Annotated in this window: 14 protein-coding genes; 11 read left to right on the plus strand and 3 right to left on the minus strand. The window is 59.8% G+C overall.

What is annotated here, in order from left to right:
• Positions 1–112: 112 nt before the first annotated feature.
• The 3 genes from METAL_RS02635 to METAL_RS02645 form a co-directional block, all read right to left on the minus strand.
• A complete protein-coding gene (locus METAL_RS02635; protein ID WP_005369370.1) occupies positions 113–1,054 on the minus strand; it encodes a response regulator transcription factor in 942 nt (313 codons plus the stop codon).
• Positions 1,055–1,111: 57 nt separating this feature from the next.
• Entirely contained in the window at positions 1,112–4,486 is a 3,375-nt protein-coding gene (locus METAL_RS02640) for a hybrid sensor histidine kinase/response regulator (protein ID WP_005369373.1), read from the minus strand.
• Positions 4,487–4,638: 152 nt separating this feature from the next.
• Positions 4,639–5,409 (minus strand): hypothetical protein, encoded by a 771-nt coding sequence (locus tag METAL_RS02645; RefSeq protein WP_005369375.1) that lies wholly within the window; start codon positions 5,407–5,409, stop codon positions 4,639–4,641.
• Between the two features lie 200 nt (positions 5,410–5,609).
• On the opposite strand from METAL_RS02645, the gene METAL_RS02650 reads away from it, so the two are divergent.
• The 11 genes from METAL_RS02650 (at position 5,610) to ureC (ending at position 17,076) form a co-directional block, all read left to right on the plus strand.
• Positions 5,610–6,836, plus strand: a complete 1,227-nt coding sequence (locus tag METAL_RS02650) for a porin family protein (RefSeq protein ID WP_005369376.1) — start codon at positions 5,610–5,612, stop codon at positions 6,834–6,836.
• A 106-nt stretch (positions 6,837–6,942) separates the two neighbouring features.
• Entirely contained in the window at positions 6,943–8,193 is a 1,251-nt protein-coding gene (urtA, locus tag METAL_RS02655; protein WP_245549510.1) for an urea ABC transporter substrate-binding protein, read from the plus strand.
• A 228-nt stretch (positions 8,194–8,421) separates the two neighbouring features.
• Positions 8,422–10,065: an urea ABC transporter permease subunit UrtB gene (gene urtB / locus METAL_RS02660; RefSeq protein WP_005369378.1), complete on the plus strand. Its 1,644-nt coding sequence runs from the start codon at positions 8,422–8,424 to the stop codon at positions 10,063–10,065.
• Positions 10,066–10,068: 3 nt separating this feature from the next.
• Complete coding sequence (gene urtC / locus METAL_RS02665; protein WP_005369379.1) at positions 10,069–11,160, plus strand: urea ABC transporter permease subunit UrtC; 1,092 nt, start codon at positions 10,069–10,071, stop codon at positions 11,158–11,160.
• Positions 11,161–11,213: 53 nt separating this feature from the next.
• Positions 11,214–11,981: an urea ABC transporter ATP-binding protein UrtD gene (gene urtD / locus METAL_RS02670; protein ID WP_051040450.1), complete on the plus strand. Its 768-nt coding sequence runs from the start codon at positions 11,214–11,216 to the stop codon at positions 11,979–11,981.
• A complete protein-coding gene (locus METAL_RS02675; protein WP_005369381.1) occupies positions 11,981–12,760 on the plus strand; it encodes an ABC transporter ATP-binding protein in 780 nt (259 codons plus the stop codon). The genes urtD and METAL_RS02675 overlap by 1 nt, the downstream gene beginning before the upstream one ends.
• 16 nt (positions 12,761–12,776) lie before the next feature.
• Complete coding sequence (locus tag METAL_RS19750; protein WP_005369382.1) at positions 12,777–13,550, plus strand: HupE/UreJ family protein; 774 nt, start codon at positions 12,777–12,779, stop codon at positions 13,548–13,550.
• A 4-nt stretch (positions 13,551–13,554) separates the two neighbouring features.
• On the plus strand, positions 13,555–14,418 hold the full coding sequence (locus tag METAL_RS02690; RefSeq protein ID WP_005369383.1) for an urease accessory protein UreD: 864 nt from the start codon (positions 13,555–13,557) through the stop codon (positions 14,416–14,418).
• A 14-nt stretch (positions 14,419–14,432) separates the two neighbouring features.
• On the plus strand, positions 14,433–14,735 hold the full coding sequence (gene ureA, locus METAL_RS02695) for an urease subunit gamma (protein WP_005369385.1): 303 nt from the start codon (positions 14,433–14,435) through the stop codon (positions 14,733–14,735).
• A 312-nt stretch (positions 14,736–15,047) separates the two neighbouring features.
• Positions 15,048–15,380, plus strand: coding sequence for an urease subunit beta (locus METAL_RS02700; RefSeq protein WP_005369386.1), 333 nt, complete (start codon positions 15,048–15,050; stop codon positions 15,378–15,380).
• Positions 15,373–17,076, plus strand: a complete 1,704-nt coding sequence (gene ureC, locus METAL_RS02705) for an urease subunit alpha (protein WP_005369387.1) — start codon at positions 15,373–15,375, stop codon at positions 17,074–17,076. Before METAL_RS02700 ends, ureC begins: the two co-directional genes overlap by 8 nt.
• Position 17,077 lies beyond the last annotated feature (1 nt).

The raw sequence follows: 17,077 nt of genomic DNA on the forward strand, positions 1-17,077 counted from the left end.
CGGTTCAAAGCCAGGCCTCTGCGTTCGAGCGGCCTTCATGCACACGCTTTGGCAACTCATCACCGAAAAGCGGAATTAGCGTCTCGGTTGACCACGGTCGGCCGAGGTGATTCTACTGGCCTTTCAACACCATCGCCACCGCCGCCGCGCGCGTGGCGACGCCGAGTTTTTCGAAAATATGCTCCAGATGCTTGTTGACCGTTCTGGGGCTGCTGTCAAGAATCAGGCCGACTTCCTTGTTGGTTTTGCCGCGCGATATCCACATCAGGATTTCGGCTTCGCGGGCCGTCAGTTTCATGCTCGTGCGCAACGATTCCAGATCCCAGGCCGGGGACGCCTTCTGCAGCAGTAATAAATACTCGTCCGGCTGATGGCAAAGCGCCATGCGGGCGGAATGGCCCAGGTCCGATTGATACGGCGCCGCGTTCTCCGGCATTTGCCGCTGGGGTCCGGTCAGGATATGAATGAACCATTCGTAAAGCGGGGACGGAATACGCGAGCTGATAGCGGAAAGGGCGGTCAGGGGAGGACGCTCCGGCGGCCGGATCTCGTTCAGCCAGTCCCGGGCGGAGGGCGTCAGCCAGCGGATCATACCGGCGCCGTCGGCGGTCAGCGCGGAAAAACGGCCGTGCTGCAGGGCGTGCCGGGCGCGCTGAATAGTGCGGGCTTGCGCGAGATGCACTTCGATTCTGGCCAAAACTTCCGGCGGACGGATCGGTTTGACGATATAGTCCAGCGCGCCTTCGCCGAAGCCGCGCAACAAGGAGTCCAGTTCACCGAGGCCGGTCATGAATAAGATCGGAATGTCGGCGGTTTCGGGATTCGATTTGATTTGCCGGCAGGTCTCGAAGCCGTCGATGCCTGGCATCATGACATCCAGCAGAATAATGTCCGGCAGCAGATACTGCATTTGTTCCAGGGCGGAATAGCCGTCGGTCGCGACCAGCACCCGGTAGTTGGCTTCCGACAGCGTATCGGAAAGCAGCGCCAGGTTGCCGGGCGTATCGTCCACGATCATCACAGTGCCGTTATTCGGTAAATTGCCGCTCGTCATTGAGGTTGGCTCGCAAGAGAAAGTCACAGAGGTAGCCGTTTTTGCCTGAACATACCGTCATGCCGGCGGTTTGTCGGCCGCGGGCGCATGGAGCAGCTTCTTGATTTCGGCGATCCGGAATTCGCCGGCCAATTGCCTGATTTTGGCGAAAAACGCCTGGTACTCGGGATATTCGCCGCCGAGCTGCTTGAGTTGTCGGGTGAGGCCGAGTAAATCGCCAATGCGGACGGAGTCGGTCAGCAATTCGATGATCTCTGCGGGAGGCCGTTCCAAGGGGCGCGCGGCAGCGGCAGTGCCAGTGTTCCATTCCTTGACGATCCAGGTCAGATTCAGATGCAGTTTCAGCTTGTAATAAAGCTCCTTGACCTGGATTGGCTTGGCCAGAAAGTCGTTGCAGCCGGCGTTGAGCGCGGCGAGACGGTCGGCGGGATAAGCATTCGCGCTGAGCACGATGATCGGATGTGGGTAGCCCTGCCGGCGCAGGCGCACCGCCGTTTCGGCGCCGCCGATGCCCGGCATCGATAAATCCAGCAGGATCAGATCGGGCTTGTCCTCTTCGATTTTGAGCAGGCATTCTTCGCCTGAGCCGGCTTCGGCCAGATAAAAGCCCAACGGCTCCAGCAGCACCAGCAACAGTTGCCGGTGATCGATCTGATCGTCCACGATCAATAATTTGAGCCGGGGGCCGTGGTAGCCCGTGATATCGGTTTCGAGCAGGTCGGCCGGGGCACTGAGGCTCGGCAGCCACAGGCGCACCGAAAATTGCGAACCTTGTCCGGGCGCGCTTTTGACGGTCAATTCGCCGCCCATGATTTCGGCCAGAATCTTGCTGATCGTCAGTCCCAGCCCGCTGCCGGCCGCCGCATTGCCGCCGGCCGAACCGAAGCGGGTAAACGGTTCGAAAATGTCCGGCAGGTGTTCTTCTTTGATGCCGGTGCCGGTATCGGCTACCTGGAAGGTCGCGACGCCGCCGCTGTAGCCGATTTTGAAGATGATTTCCCCTTGCTCGGTAAACTTGACTGCGTTGCTCAGCAGATTGATCAGGATTTGCCCGATGCGCCGTTCGTCGCCGCGGATGCAGTGGGGAAGGGTATTGCCGATATGGCAGCGGAAAGCCAGCCCTTTCTCGGTCGCCTGTTCGCGGAAGATTTGCACCAGATGGTCGATGAAGACCGGAAAATTGACCGGCCGGTATTTCAGTTCGAATTTGCGCGCCTCGATCCGGGCGATATCGAGAATGTCTTCGATCAGGGCGGACAGGTGCTCGCTGCTGCGTTTCAGCGTTCTGACCGCCTGCTGCCGGTGTTCGGGGATCGAGGGGTCATTTTCGAGAATGTGCGCATAGCCGATGATGCTGTTCAAAGGCGAGCGGATTTCGTGGCTCATATTGCTCAGAAAGCGGCTTTTCGCGATATTCGCCGAATCGGCCAAAGTCAGCGCCTGTTGCAGTTTGGCGTCGGTCTGCTTGTGTTTTTCGATCTCGGTCAGAAGCGTTTGCGTCTGTTTCGCGGTTTCTTCGTGCGCAATGCGCCGGCTCTCGTCGTTCAGGATCAGCCACCAGGTGCACAGGCCGATGAACACCAGCAGCGCGGTATAGGTCTTGATGAAATTTTGGAGCAGCAGGCGGAAGGTTTCGGGATACGCGGCCGCCTCGATCAGATCCTGGTAATAAATGATGCCGATGAAAATGCCGCTCAAGACCGCCAGCAGCGAAAACGGCAGCGCGAAGCGCAGCAGGCGCAGCCGGAATTCGAGCGTCAGGCGCGCCGGCAAACAACGCCGCGCGACCGTATGCAGATAGTCCTCGAGCGTATGGCCCGGCTTGCAGGCATCGAAGCAGCGCGCGTCCAGCGTGCAGCAAAGCGAGCAGATGCTGCCCGCATAGGCAGGGCAGTAGGCGATATCCTCATGTTCGAATTCGTTTTCGCAAATACAGCATGCGTTGTGCAGCTTGCGGTTGCGGCGCAAACGGTCGCGCGCCAGGTAGCGATCGGAGCCGTACCAAAAAGCCAACGCCGGCATCAGGATAAAGGTCAATCCCAGCGCAATAAAGGCCGAAAATGCCTGCGGATAATCCCCGAACAGGCCGGCGTAGGCCATGATCGAAAAAATCGAAGCGGTCAATGTCGAAACGATGCCGACCGGGTTCAGATCGGGGAGATAGGCGCGCTTGAACTCGATCGTTTTCGGGCTGAGCCCCAGCGGTTTGTTGATCATTAGTTCGGCGGCGACCGCGCTGATCCAGGCGATCGACATGTGCGAAAACAGGCCGAGAATTTTTTCGAGCGCGCCGAACACGCCGAACTCCATCAGCAAGAGCGCGATCATCACGTTGAAAAACAGCCAGATGACCCGGCCCGGATGCGTGTGCGTCAGCCGCGAAAAAAAATTGGACCAGGCCAGGGAGCCCGCGTAAGCATTGGTCACATTGATCTTGATCTGGCTCAGCACCACGAACAACGTCGTAACGGCCAGGGCGAGCCGCGGGTCGGCGATCAGCTCCTGGTAGGCGATCAGATACATTTGCGTCGGTTCGTGCGCATGTTCGGGCGCAATGCCGTGCCGGACCGCCAGATGCGCGAGCAGGGCGCCGGCGAGCTGCCGGCACATGCCGAACAGCATCCAGCCGGGACCTGCGGAAATCGTCGCGATCCACCAGCGGATTCGGTTGTGCTTTTTCTTGTCGGGCATGAAGCGCAGAAAATCCACCTGCTCGCCGATCTGCGCGATCATCGAAAACGCGATCGTGGTCGCCGCGCCGTACGCCAGCCAGTCGAAGCCCTCGAAGCCGGCGGCGATGCCGAAATACGCGCTGAGCGTCAGCGCCGCCTCCGGTTCGTTCCGGAGCAGGCCGACATAGGGAACGATCAGCAGGACCAGCCAGACCGGCTGCGTCCAGAGCTGCAGCCGGCTGATCGTGGTGATCCCGAACGTGACCAGCGGAATCACCATCACCGCGCTGATCAGGTGGGCCCAGGCGATGGGAATCCGGAAATACAGCTCCAGCGCCTGCGACATGATCGAGGCTTCGAGCGCGAACAGGGTGAACGTAAACGAGGCGTAGATCAGCGAGGTGGCGGTCGAGCCGATATAGCCGAAGCCGGCGCTGCGCGTCAGCAAATCGATGTCGATGTTGTAGCGCGCCGCGTAATAGCTGATCGGAAAGCTGATCAAAAAAATGATCAGCGCGGCCGAGACGATTGCCCAGCAGGCGTTGGTAAAGCCGAAATTGATCGACAGAAAGCCGCCGATCGCTTCGAGCACCAGAAACGAAGTCGAGCCGAAGGCGGTATTGGCGACCTGCCATTCCGGCCATTTGCGGAACGAACGCGGCGCGAACCGCAGCGCGTAGTCCTCCAGCGTTTCGTTCGCGACCCAGGCGTTATAGTCGCGGCGGATCTTGGTGATGTTTTGGTAGATGACGCTGGACATGATGATCGCGGATCGAATCGTAAAGCGGAAGCATAACGTTTAATCGGTATTTGATAAAGTGCGGCCCGGCATGCAGCACCGTAGGGTACGCTGCGCGTACCGGTACGGCGACAATCGCCGGGTAAAACCTTTGAAGGTACGCGCAGCGTACCCTACAATCGCTCGTGCCCAAGCTTCAAAATCACCGGGGAGCCCTGGTTATGGATGATCATCTTTTTCTTCGGTTCTTCGTGCTGTGCCGGTTTCGCGGGTTTCGACGCTGTTTTGCCCGCGTTGTTTTCGGCTGACGCCGGCTCCTCGTTCCGTATCTCGACGCGTATTTGCGGCATCCAGCCGGGGCGCTTGACGGCGCTTTTTCCGGTATCCGCGGCCGACTCGTCCAGTTCCAAATCCTCCAGCAGGTCATAACAGGCCGTGCTGATCTGCTCGACCAGGATTTTGCTGATTTGCTGCCTGTTTTTCTTGCCGATTGCATGCTTTAGCGAGCTTGCGCCGAATTCCATCGTTCGGCTGACGGTGTTGGCCGGGGTCCGGTTGTCGCTTAACCCGCATTCGATCGTCAACACATCGGCTTTCTGGAAATCCTGCGCGCGCGGGTCCGAATTGCCGGCGCTGAAAGAAAATCCGACCGGCGTGTCCTGGTGTTTGATGGGATGGAGAAAGGCCTTCAGCGTATGCGAAAACGCTTTCTCGCCGGGCTTGAGCACCGGGAAATAGGCATCGGCCAGATTTTTTCCGACTCCCCGGGCCAATTCCTCTGCGGATAAGGAGACGCCGAACTGATCGAGATTCTGTTCGTCGACCGTGACTTCGATGTTCCGGACCGACGCCTTGTCAATGCCGGCCGCGGCAATGTCGGCAAGCAGCGCCAGAACCAGGAATCCCAGAGTCTTCCATAAGCGAAAGGATGTGCGTTTTTTCATCGGAATGTGTACCCGTTACCGTTTCCGGCACTATAGAAAAGCCGCTCGAATTCCGCCATACGTCATTTGACTGATCAGTCAGATGACGCATTGTGCGAAATATGGTCCCGCCGAATAATTTCCGCCAGCCGAACCAGGCTGCATCGCGAAATTCCTGATGCGCAAGTCACATTCAAGCTTATCAGTTTTGGGGGATTAACATGAACGATACCATCGGGCAGACGGCGGGCAAGCGGCTGCTTCCGGCCTTACCGGCACTGGCTTTGGCGATCGCGGCGGGCGGGCATGCGCCGGCCGCGGAAGCCGGGGCGACTTTCAAGATCGACGACACCAAATGGGTCAGCGTCGGCGCGGGGCTCCGCACCAGTTTCCGCTCGACCGAAGGCGCCGCGAACGGCGGCAAATGGACCAACGATTTCAACCTGGACAACATCCGTCTGTACCTGAACGGCCAGATCCACCAATACATCAAGCTCGAATTCAACACCGACTGCCAGACCTGCGGCGACGGCGGCGAGATGCGCATCCTTGATGCGATCGGCAAGTTCGAACTGAATTCGATGTTCAATATCTGGGCCGGGCGGATGCTGGTGCCGGCCGAGCGCCGGGAAATGAACGGTCCGTTCTACAGCGCGATTTACAACATCTTTGCGACCGGCACGCCGTTCGAGCCGGCCGACTTCAATCTGGTGATCAAAAGCGACGGCACTTCCGCCGGTTCGTTCGGACGGGACGACGGCGCGACGGTCTGGGGTTCGTTCTTCGACGGACGTTTGCAGTACGCGCTCGGTTTTTTCCGCGGCCTGCGCGGCGGTGCGAACGTCGACGACAACATCCTCTATTCGCAACGCATCGCCTACAACTTCTGGGACGTCGAAAAAAATCCCGGCTATTACACCTCCGGCACCTATTACGGCAAGGGCGGCGACATCCTGACCCTGGCGATTTCGAATCAGTACCAGGAGGACGGCGCGGGCACGCAGCTCGATCCGGGCACTTTCCGGGGCACCGCGGTCGATATGCTGCTCGAAAAAGTGTTGCCCAACGAAGGCGTGGTGACCCTGAACGGCGAGTACAAGAATTACGGCATTTCGGACGGCTACAGCCAGGCTTCGCGCGATGCCGGCGGCGGTTTCGCGATGTTCGAAGGCAACGCCTACGACGTTAGCGCGATGTACCTGTTTCCGGAAAAACTCTGGATCGGCCAGTTCCAGCCCTTCGTGCGCTACGTGAACGTCGATCCGAACGGCAGCGCGACCCGCGAGGTTTACGAGGGCGGCGTCAATTACGTGATCGACGGCCATAACGCCCGTATTTCGCTGAGCTGGCAGTACGGCGACCTGATGACCAAGGGCCTGGATTACTCATCCACCGCGAGCGGCGACCGGGTGAATGCGATGACGCTGGGCTTCCAGTGGCAAATTTAACGACAAGACCATTCAAGCAAGGAGAATTCACATGAGTTTATTTTCAAAACGATCCCCCCGCCGGCTGCTGTCCGGTGCGTTATCCGCGGCAGTGCTTTTGGCCGGTATGCAGGCCGCTGCGGCCGAAGAGGCCAAGCCCGCCGAAGACACGATCAAGGTCGGCATCCTGCATTCCCTGTCCGGCACGATGGCGATCAGCGAAACGACGCTGAAGGATACGATGCTGATGCTGATCGACGAACAGAACAAGAAAGGCGGCCTGCTCGGCAAGAAGCTGGAGCCGGTCGTGGTCGATCCGGCGTCGAATTGGCCGCTGTTCGCGGAAAAGGCGCGCGAGCTGCTGACCAAGGACAAAGTCGCCGCGATCTTCGGTTGTTGGACCTCGGTGTCGCGGAAATCGGTGCTGCCGGTGATCGAGGAACTGAACGGCATCCTGTTCTATCCGGTGCAGTACGAAGGCGAGGAGTCGTCGAAGAACGTGTTCTATACCGGCGCGGCGCCGAATCAGCAGGCGATTCCGGCGGTCGATTACCTGATGAACGACCTGAAGGTCAAGCGCTGGGTGCTGGCCGGCACGGATTACGTGTATCCGCGCACGACCAACAAGATTCTCGAAGCCTATCTGAAAGCGAAAGGCGTTTCGAAGAAGGACATCATGATCAACTACACCCCGTTCGGCCATTCCGACTGGCAGAGCATCGTCGCGGACATCAAGAAATTCGGCTCGGCCGGCAAGAAAACCGCGGTGGTTTCGACCATCAACGGCGATGCGAACGTGCCGTTCTATAAGGAGCTCGGCAACCAGGGCGTCTCGGCCGAGGACATTCCGGTCGTGGCCTTCTCGGTCGGCGAGGAAGAGCTGTCCGGCATCGATACCAAACCGCTGGTGGGTCATCTCGCGGCATGGAACTATTTCATGAGCATCGATACGACCAAGAACGCGGCCTTCATCGATCAATGGAAGACGTTTATCAAGAACGACAAACGCGTGAGCAACGACCCGATGGAAGCGCACTATATCGGCTTCAACATGTGGGTGAAAGCGGTCGAAAAGGCCGGCACGACCGATCCGGATGCGGTGCAGAAGGCGCTGATCGGCGTCGAGTTTCCGAACCTGACCGGCGGTACCGCGAAGATGCTGCCGAACCATCACATCAGCAAGCCGGTGCTGATCGGCGAAATTCAGGATAACGGCCAGTTCCTGACCGTCTGGCAGACCAATAAGGTTGTCGACGGCGACGCTTGGTCCGACTATCTGCCGGAAAGCAAACCGATCATCGCGGACTGGACCGCACCGATCAGTTGCGGCAATTACAACACCAAGACCAAAAAGTGCTCGGGGCAGAATTACAAATAAACTCCCCGCTTATCGTTCCCACGCAGAGCGCTTACGAGAAAACTCCCTACGTAGGTTGGGTTAGCGATAGCGTAACCCAACACATCGGGACATCAAACGTTGGGTTACGCTATCGCTAACCCAACCTACACCGTGGTCGCAACCCGATGTGTGAATTAATGACGAGCGCAGAGCGTACCCCAAGGGCATAAATGGGAACGATCAAAATTGAATATTTCGGGACACCAGATGATTATCAAAACCTATAGCACGATCATCGGCCTGACGATCGCGCTGATGTTGCCGCCAGGCGGCGCGCGCGCCGAACAACCGGGCATCCGGGACGCCTTTGCCGAAGCGGTCGCGAAAATCGGCCGGGGTTCGATGGCCGAACGCGAACAAGGCATCGCGGCGCTGGCCGAATCCGGCCATCCGCGCAGTCCGGATATTTTACAGGCCTTGCTGGACGGCCGCCTTTATCTGGAAAAAGCCTCGGGCCGGCCGGTCATCGCGGAAAAAAACAACGGCCGCTACCGGATAGAAGAGGCTTCGAACGGCGCCGATCTGGGGCTTGCCGAGGCGGAGGCGATCGGCCGGATCAACGTGACGAGCCGTTTGCGCGGCGAGCTGCGCAAACTGATCGGCCGGCTCCGGCTCGGGTCCGAAGACGCGTCGGCGCGCCTTGCCGCCATCGGCGCGATGATGAAGGACGCGGATCAGGATGCGCTGGATCTTTTGCAGAAACACCGCGCGGCCGAAACGGATGAACGCGTCAAGCAGGCAATCGCCTTGATCTTTCTGGTCCGCGATCTCGACAGCGACGATAAAGCCGCCCGCCTCAAGGCGATTCAGGCGCTCAAGGACTATGACAGCCAGGCCGTCGTGAACAAACTGAACGCGATGCTGGAAGCCGACGGCGAAGGCGGCTATGCGGAAGCCGATGCGGATATTCGCAGCGAAGCCAAAACGACCCTGCGTTCGATCGAGGCGCGTATCCATTTTTACCGTTCGATCGAAACCGTGTTTTTCGGCCTCAGCCTCGGTGCAGTCCTGGTACTTGCGGCGATCGGCCTCGCAATCACTTTCGGCGTGATGGGCGTGATCAACATGGCGCACGGCGAGTTGATGATGCTCGGCGCCTATACGACTTATGTGATTCAGCAACTGCTGCCGGACAGCCTGGGGTTATCGATATTTCTGGCGATACCGGCGGCTTTTTTGATTTCCGCGCTCGCAGGGCTGGCCATCGAACGCGGGCTGATCCGTTTCCTGTACGGGCGTCCGCTCGAAACGCTGCTGGCGACCTTCGGCGTCAGCCTGATCCTGCAGCAGGGCGTGCGTTCGATCTTCTCGCCGTTGAACCGCAGCGTCGCGACGCCCGAGTGGATGAGCGGCTCCTGGCAGATTAACGATTTTCTGTCGCTGACCTGGAACCGTTTTTACATCCTGATTTTTTGCCTGCTGGTTTTCGCGGCGCTCTTGCAAATTTTGAAGCGTACCCGGCTCGGCCTTGAAGTGCGGGCGGTCGCGCAAAACCGCCGGATGGCGAAGGCGATGGGCATTCCGACTGGCCGGGTCGACGCGATGACCTTCGCGCTTGGTTCCGGGATCGCCGGCGTCGCCGGTGTGGCCTTGAGCCAGATCACCAATGTCGGCCCGAATCTGGGGCAGGCCTATATCGTCGATTCGTTCATGGTCGTGGTGTTCGGCGGCGTCGGCAATCTGTTCGGCACGCTGGTCGCAGGATTTTCGCTTGGGATCGCGAACAAGTTTCTGGAGCCCTACGCCGGCGCGGTGCTGGCCAAAATTCTGGTGTTGGTCTTCATCATCCTATTCATTCAAAAACGCCCGCGCGGATTGTTTCCGCAGAAAGGCCGGGCGGCGGAGGCGTAAGCGATGAAAGCGATTTTCTTCGGCAATGATAAGACCGCTCTGGCCGTGCTGGCGGTACTGGGGGCGATTACCGTAATCGTGCCGCTGTGCAGCCTGGTGTTTCCGGAAGGCTCGGCGCTGCATTTTTCGGCCTATACGGTTTCGCTGCTCGGCAAATACATGACCTTTGCGCTGCTCGGCCTGTCGCTGGACCTGGTCTGGGGCTACGCGGGCATTCTGGCGTTGGGGCACGGCGCGTTTTTCGCGCTCGGCGGTTATGCGATGGGCATGTACCTGATGCGCCAGATCGGCGAGCGCGGCGTTTACGGCAATCCGCTGCTGCCCGACTTCATGGTGTTTTTGAACTGGGACAAACTGCCCTGGTACTGGCACGGCTTCGACCGGTTCGGCTTTGCGCTGCTCATGGTGCTGCTGGCGCCGGGCCTGTTGGCTTTCGTGTTCGGCTGGCTGGCGTTTCGGGCGCGGGTGGCCGGCGTCTATCTGTCGATCATGACGCAGGCCTTGACCTATGCGCTGATGCTGGCGTTTTTCCGGAACGAGATGGGCTTCGGCGGCAATAACGGGCTGACCGATTTCAAGGACATTCTCGGCTTCAATATCCAGGCCGAAGGCGTCAGGGCGGCGCTGCTGTTCATCTCGGGTGCCGCCCTGATCGGGGCGCTCCTGGCCTGCCGATGGCTGGTCAATACCAAACTGGGCCGTGTTGTGACCGCGATCCGCGATCAGGAGTCGCGCGTGCGCTTTATCGGCTACCGGGTCGAGATGTACAAACTGTGGATCTTCGTGTTCGCGGCGATGCTGGCCGGTATTGCAGGTGCGCTTTATGTGCCGCAGGTCGGGATCATCAATCCGAGCGAATTCTCGCCGCTGAACTCGCTGGAGATCGTGGTCTGGGTCGCGCTGGGCGGACGCGGCACGCTGTACGGCGCGATCGTCGGCGCGGTGCTGGTCAATTACGGCAAAACGGTGTTCACGGGACTCTTGCCCGACGCCTGGCTGTTCGTGCTCGGCGGGGCATTCATCCTGGTCACGCTGGCCTTGCCCGACGGGATCGCCGGCTTGCTGAACCGCAGGTTGAAGGAGCGTGCGGCATGATCGAATTGACGAAGGAAAAACCGAACATTGACGAGTCGGCCTTTGACGGCGCGATGTATCACGAAGGCGTGGTCGATACCCGCCACGGCACGATCCTGTATCTGGAGGATGTGTCGGTCAGCTTCGACGGCTTTCGTGCGTTGAATCAGTTGTCGCTGTATATCGATGCGGGCGAGCTGCGCTGCCTGATCGGGCCGAACGGCGCCGGCAAGACCACGCTGATGGATGTGATTACCGGCAAGACCCGGCCCGACACGGGCAGCGTGTTCTTCGGCCAGACGATCGACCTCTTGAAAATGGACGAAGCGGCGATCGCCGAGGCGGGCATCGGCCGCAAATTTCAAAAACCGAGCGTGTTCGAGGCGTTGACCGTGTTCGAAAACCTCGAACTGGCGCTGAAAGCGAACAAAAGCACCTGGTCGTCGCTGCTGTTCAGACTGAACGGCGAGCAGCGCGATCTGATCGGGCAGACGCTCGAAACGATCGGGCTGACCGCTTTGGCCGGCAAACGCGCCGGCATCCTGTCGCACGGCCAGAAACAATGGCTGGAAATCGGAATGCTCTTGATGCAGGAGCCGCTGGTGATGCTGGTCGACGAGCCGGTGGCGGGGATGACGCATCAGGAAGTCGAGCGTACCGCCGAACTCTTGCTGTCGCTGCAGGGCAAGCGCTCGATCGTGGTGGTCGAGCACGACATGGAATTCATCCGTTCGATCGCGCACAAGGTGACCGTGCTGCATGAAGGTTCGGTGCTGACCGAAGGCACGATGGACGAGGTACAGAACGATCCGCGCGTAATACAGGTTTATTTGGGGGACTGATGCTGAAAGTCGAATCGTTGGATCAACACTACGGCGAAAGCCATACCTTGTGGGAAATGAATCTGGACGTTCCGGCCGGCGCCTGCCTGTGCCTGCTCGGGCGCAACGGCGTCGGCAAGACGACTTTGTTGAAGACGGTGATGGGGCTGGTCAAGAGCAGCGGCGGCGTCATCCGCTTTGACGGTACCGATATCACACAAATCAAGGCCGAGAAGCGCGCCGAGCTGGGCATCGGCTACGTGCCGCAGGGGCGCGAGATTTTTCCGCTGCTGACCGTCGAGGAGAATCTGAAAACCGGCCTGCGCGCCGCGCCGAAGATTTTCGGCAACAAAATTCCCGAGTCGGTGTTCGAAATTTTTCCGGTGCTGAAGGCTATGCTGAAACGGCGCGGCGGCGATTTATCCGGCGGCCAGCAGCAGCAACTGGCGATCGGCCGGGCGCTGGTGATCAATCCGAGATTGTTGATCCTGGACGAACCGACCGAAGGCATCCAGCCGAATATCGTCAGCGAAATCGGCGATGTGATCAAGCGGTTGAACCGCGGGCTCGGCAAGGTCCCGGCCGCGCCTGCGGCCGGCGAACCGCGCTTCGAGATTCATGAAGCCGTTTCCCGGATCAATCGCGAACTCGGCGTTACGGTATTGCTGGTCGAACAAAAACTGCCTTTTGCTCGCAAGATCGCCGATAGTTTCTGTATCATGGACCGCGGGCGCGGCGTTGCGGCCGGTGCGATCAATCAATTGAACGACGATCTGGTCAAGCGCTATTTGACCGTATGACTTTTCGGAGAGTTTTATGAAACACCACCATTTGGCAGTTTTGCTTGCAGGGTTATTGTTGTCGCTGTCGCTGCCGGCGGAAGCGCATGTCGGACAGGGGCTTGCACATGATTTTCGGGCCGGTCTCTGGCATCCGCTGCTGGGCATCGATCATATTCTGGTGATGGTCGGCGTGGGTTTGTGGGCAGGTTTTTTAGGCGGGGCTGCACGCGGATGGCTGCCGGCCGCCTTTCTTGCTGCGATGGCGGCCGGGGGATCTTTGGCATTTGCCGGCATGGTGCTGCAAGGGCCGGAAATTTGGGTCGCTGCGTCGGTGCTGGCGATCGGGGCGATTCTGCTGCGAGTTCCGTCGAAATTATTTTTTCTGGCGAAGAACGTAGGGTGGGTTACGACGCGCATCGGAACAATCTTTATTTGTCGTTTGTCCTTTCCCCGCGTCGTAACCCACCACGGGGGTTGCAAAAGGTGGGTTCGGCGCGCGGAAAACTCCGTAGGATTTGAAGGGCGTAGACAAAGCGCGCCGAACCCACCCTACGTTTCTGCTCGACACGGCTGGGCGAGCGTATTAGCGGCGCTGTTTGCCTTCAGTCACGGTTATGTGCATGCGCTTGAAGCCGGAATGGGCAGCCAGGCCCTCGGGTATACGGGCGGTTTTCTCGTATCGACCGCGCTGCTGCTGGGTATCGGTTTGATGATCGGGCGAGTTTCCGCGCGGCATGGCCGTTGGATGAGGACGCTTTTCGGCGTTATTTGCGCCGGCGCCGGCATTACCTTATTGCTTGGAATCTGACCGGATGCTGCTTGCGCCGGACGGCAGCGGCGCGCTCCATCCCGGCCGCGCCGGTCCTGGCGAACTGCCGGGTTGGGAGGCGAAGCTGCAACTGGGCTTTACGCGCCGCCGGGAAAAAACGGTATTGACCGAGCGGAAGCATCGCGGGCCTCTGACCGTGCAGCGGCCGTTTTACGCGGATGACGGGCTTTGCCACCTGTATCTGCTGCATCCGCCCGGCGGCATGGTCGCCGGCGACCGGCTGACTATCGAGGCGACGCTGGCGGAAGGCTGCGAAGCGCTGCTGACCACGCCGGCCGCCGGCAAATGTTACCGCAGCGATGCGCGTGTTGCCGAACAATCGGTAAGACTGACGGTCGGCGATCAATCCGCGCTCGAATGGCTGCCGCAGGAGACGATCATTTTTGACGGCGCCCGGCTTCGCTCCGAGATGCGGATCGAGCTGGGCGAGACATCGCGTTTTATCGGCTGGGACATGCTGGCGTTCGGCCGGCCTGCGGCCGGGGAGATTTTTAACGATGGTTTCGTCGAGGCGGGCTGGCGGCTGTTCAAAGCGGGCAGGCCGTTCCACATCGAACGGGTGCTGCTGGATGCGGAAGCGGTCAAGGCCAACTGGGGTTTGCAGGGCTGTTCGTCGTGCGGAACGCTGTTTGCGTCGCCGGCATCGGCCAAAACGCTGGAAATCGTACGCGATCTGATCGGCGAGGCGCCGGGGCGCGGCGTGACCCTGATCGACGATGTGCTGATCTGCCGGGCCGTGGATGCGCGCGCGGATCGGCTGCGCGCTTTTTTGCAGACGGTTTGGGCGGCGCTCAGGCCGGCGGTTCTGCTGCGCGCCGATGTGCCGCCGCGTATTTGGGCGTATTGAACTAGGACACAACGATGCAATTGACACCACGCGAAAAAGACAAACTGCTGCTGTTTACCGCCGCGCTGCTGGCGGAGCGGCGCAAAGCGAGAGGCCTCAAACTGAATTATCCGGAAGCGGTCGCCTATATTTCGGCCGGCATTATGGAAGGCGCGCGCGACGGCCGCACGGTCGCCGAATTGATGGAATACGGCCGCACCTTGCTGAATCCCGGGGATGTCATGGAAGGGGTCGCCGAGATGCTGCCCGACGTGCAGGTCGAAGCGACCTTTCCGGACGGCACCAAGCTGGTGACGGTGCATAATCCGATTGCATAAGACGAAGGCGGGATGGGTACGACTATAAGGACGTAGGATGTGCTGAACAAAGTGAAGCGCATCGATCGTATCGTTCGCGATTGATGGGCTTCCTTCGTCAGCCCATCCTACGAAACTGCCAAGTCAACAGCATCGAGCCGGCCTCGCGTGGAGTCCAAAGCTTGCTTTGGAAAAATCGCCAAGTCAGCCAAAGCAAGCTTTGGACTCCGTTTTTTCTTGACTTGATGGCGTTGACGGAACGATAAGGCCGGATTACGGGAAGTTAATTCTGACCGAATCCTTATGATATTAAAAAAACATTGGAGTCAGCTAATGATCCCAGGCGAAATCATCACCGCAACCGGCGATATCGAACTGAACGCCGGCCTTGATGCGATCCGTGATGCGATCCGTATCGAAGTCGGGAATACCGGCGACCGGCCGATTCAGGTTGGCTCGCATTATCATTTTTTCGAGGCCAATCCCGCGCTGGATTTCGACCGGAACCGGGCGCGCGGCTGCCGCCTGGACATTGCGGCCGGCACCGCGGTGCGCTTCGAACCGGGGCAGATACGCGAAGTAAGCCTGATTCCGTTCGGCGGGCTCCGGCGAGTGTACGGTTTCCGTCAACAGATCATGGGCAGCTTGGAGGGCCGGGATGAATAAGATCGGCCGCAGCGCTTATGCCGAAATGTTCGGCCCGACCACCGGCGACCGGGTGCGCCTGGCCGACAGCGAACTGTTCATCGAAGTCGAAGCCGACCATACGAGCTATGGCGAAGAAGTCAAATTCGGCGGCGGCAAGGTGATCCGCGACGGCATGGGGCAAAGCCAGGTCACGGCGCAAGGGGCAATGGATGCGGTGATCACGAATGCGCTGATCGTCGATCACTGGGGCATCGTGAAAGCCGATGTCGGCATCAAAAACGGCCGCATCTTCGGTATCGGCAAGGCCGGCAATCCTGACATTCAGGACAGCGTCGATCTCGTCATCGGGCCGGGCACCGAAATCATCGCCGGAGAAGGGCAGATTTTGACCGCTGGCGGCATCGATGCGCATATTCATTTCATCTGCCCGCAGCAGATCGAAGAAGCGCTGTATTCGGGCGTCACCACGATGATCGGCGGCGGCACGGGTCCCGCGACCGGCACCAACGCGACGACCTGCACGCCGGGGCCGTGGAATCTGAAGCACATGCTGCAGGCGCTGGATGCCTTGCCGATGAATTTCGGCCTGCTCGGCAAGGGCAACGCCAGCCTGCCTGCCGCGCTCGAAGAACAGATCCGCGCCGGCGCGATGGGGCTGAAGCTGCACGAAGACTGGGGTACGACGCCGGCCGCGATCGATTGCTGCCTGAGCGTGGCCGACCGCTTCGACGTGCAGGTCGCGATCCATACCGATACGCTGAACGAATCGGGCTTCATCGAGGACACGATCGCGGCGTTCAAGGGCCGGACGATCCATACTTACCACACCGAAGGCGCGGGCGGCGGCCATGCGCCGGACATCATCAAGGCCTGCGGCCTGCCGAACGTGCTGCCGTCCTCGACCAATCCGACGCGGCCCTATACGGTCAACACGATCGACGAGCACCTGGACATGCTGATGGTCTGCCATCATCTCGATCCGGGCATTCCCGAAGATGTCGCGTTCGCGGAGTCGCGCATCCGCCGCGAAACCATCGCGGCCGAGGACATCCTGCACGACCTCGGCGCGTTTTCGATGATTTCCTCCGATTCGCAGGCGATGGGGCGGGTCGGCGAAGTGATCACGCGCACCTGGCAGACCGCGCACAAGATGAAGGTGCAGCGCGGCTCGCTGCCGGAAGACACGAGCAGCAACGACAATTTCCGCGTCAAGCGCTATATCGCCAAATATACGATCAATCCCGCCATCAGCCACGGCATCGCGCATGAAGTCGGCTCGATCGAGAAAGGCAAGCTGGCCGATCTGGTGCTCTGGCAGCCGGCGTTTTTCGGGGTCAAGCCGAGCCTGATCATCAAGGGCGGCTTTATCGCGGCAGCGCCCATGGGCGATCCGAACGCCTCGATCCCGACGCCGCAGCCGGTGCATTACCGGCCCATGTTCGGCGGTTTCGGCCGGGCGATTGCCGGCACCTCGATGCTGTTTTTATCGCGTGCGGCGATCGAAGACAATATCCCCGAACGCCTGGGCTTGCAGAAGCTGATCGGCGCAGTGCATGGCGCGCGCGCGATCGGCAAGAGCGATTTGATCCACAATCATTATCAACCGTTGATGGAAGTCGATCCGCAAACCTATGCGGTGCGCGCGGACGGCCGCCTGCTGACCTGCGAACCGGCCGCCGTGCTGCCGTTCGCCCAACGTTATTTTCTGTTTTGAT

This window comes from Methylomicrobium album BG8, assembly GCF_000214275.2.
Classification (GTDB): domain Bacteria; phylum Pseudomonadota; class Gammaproteobacteria; order Methylococcales; family Methylomonadaceae; genus Methylomicrobium; species Methylomicrobium agile.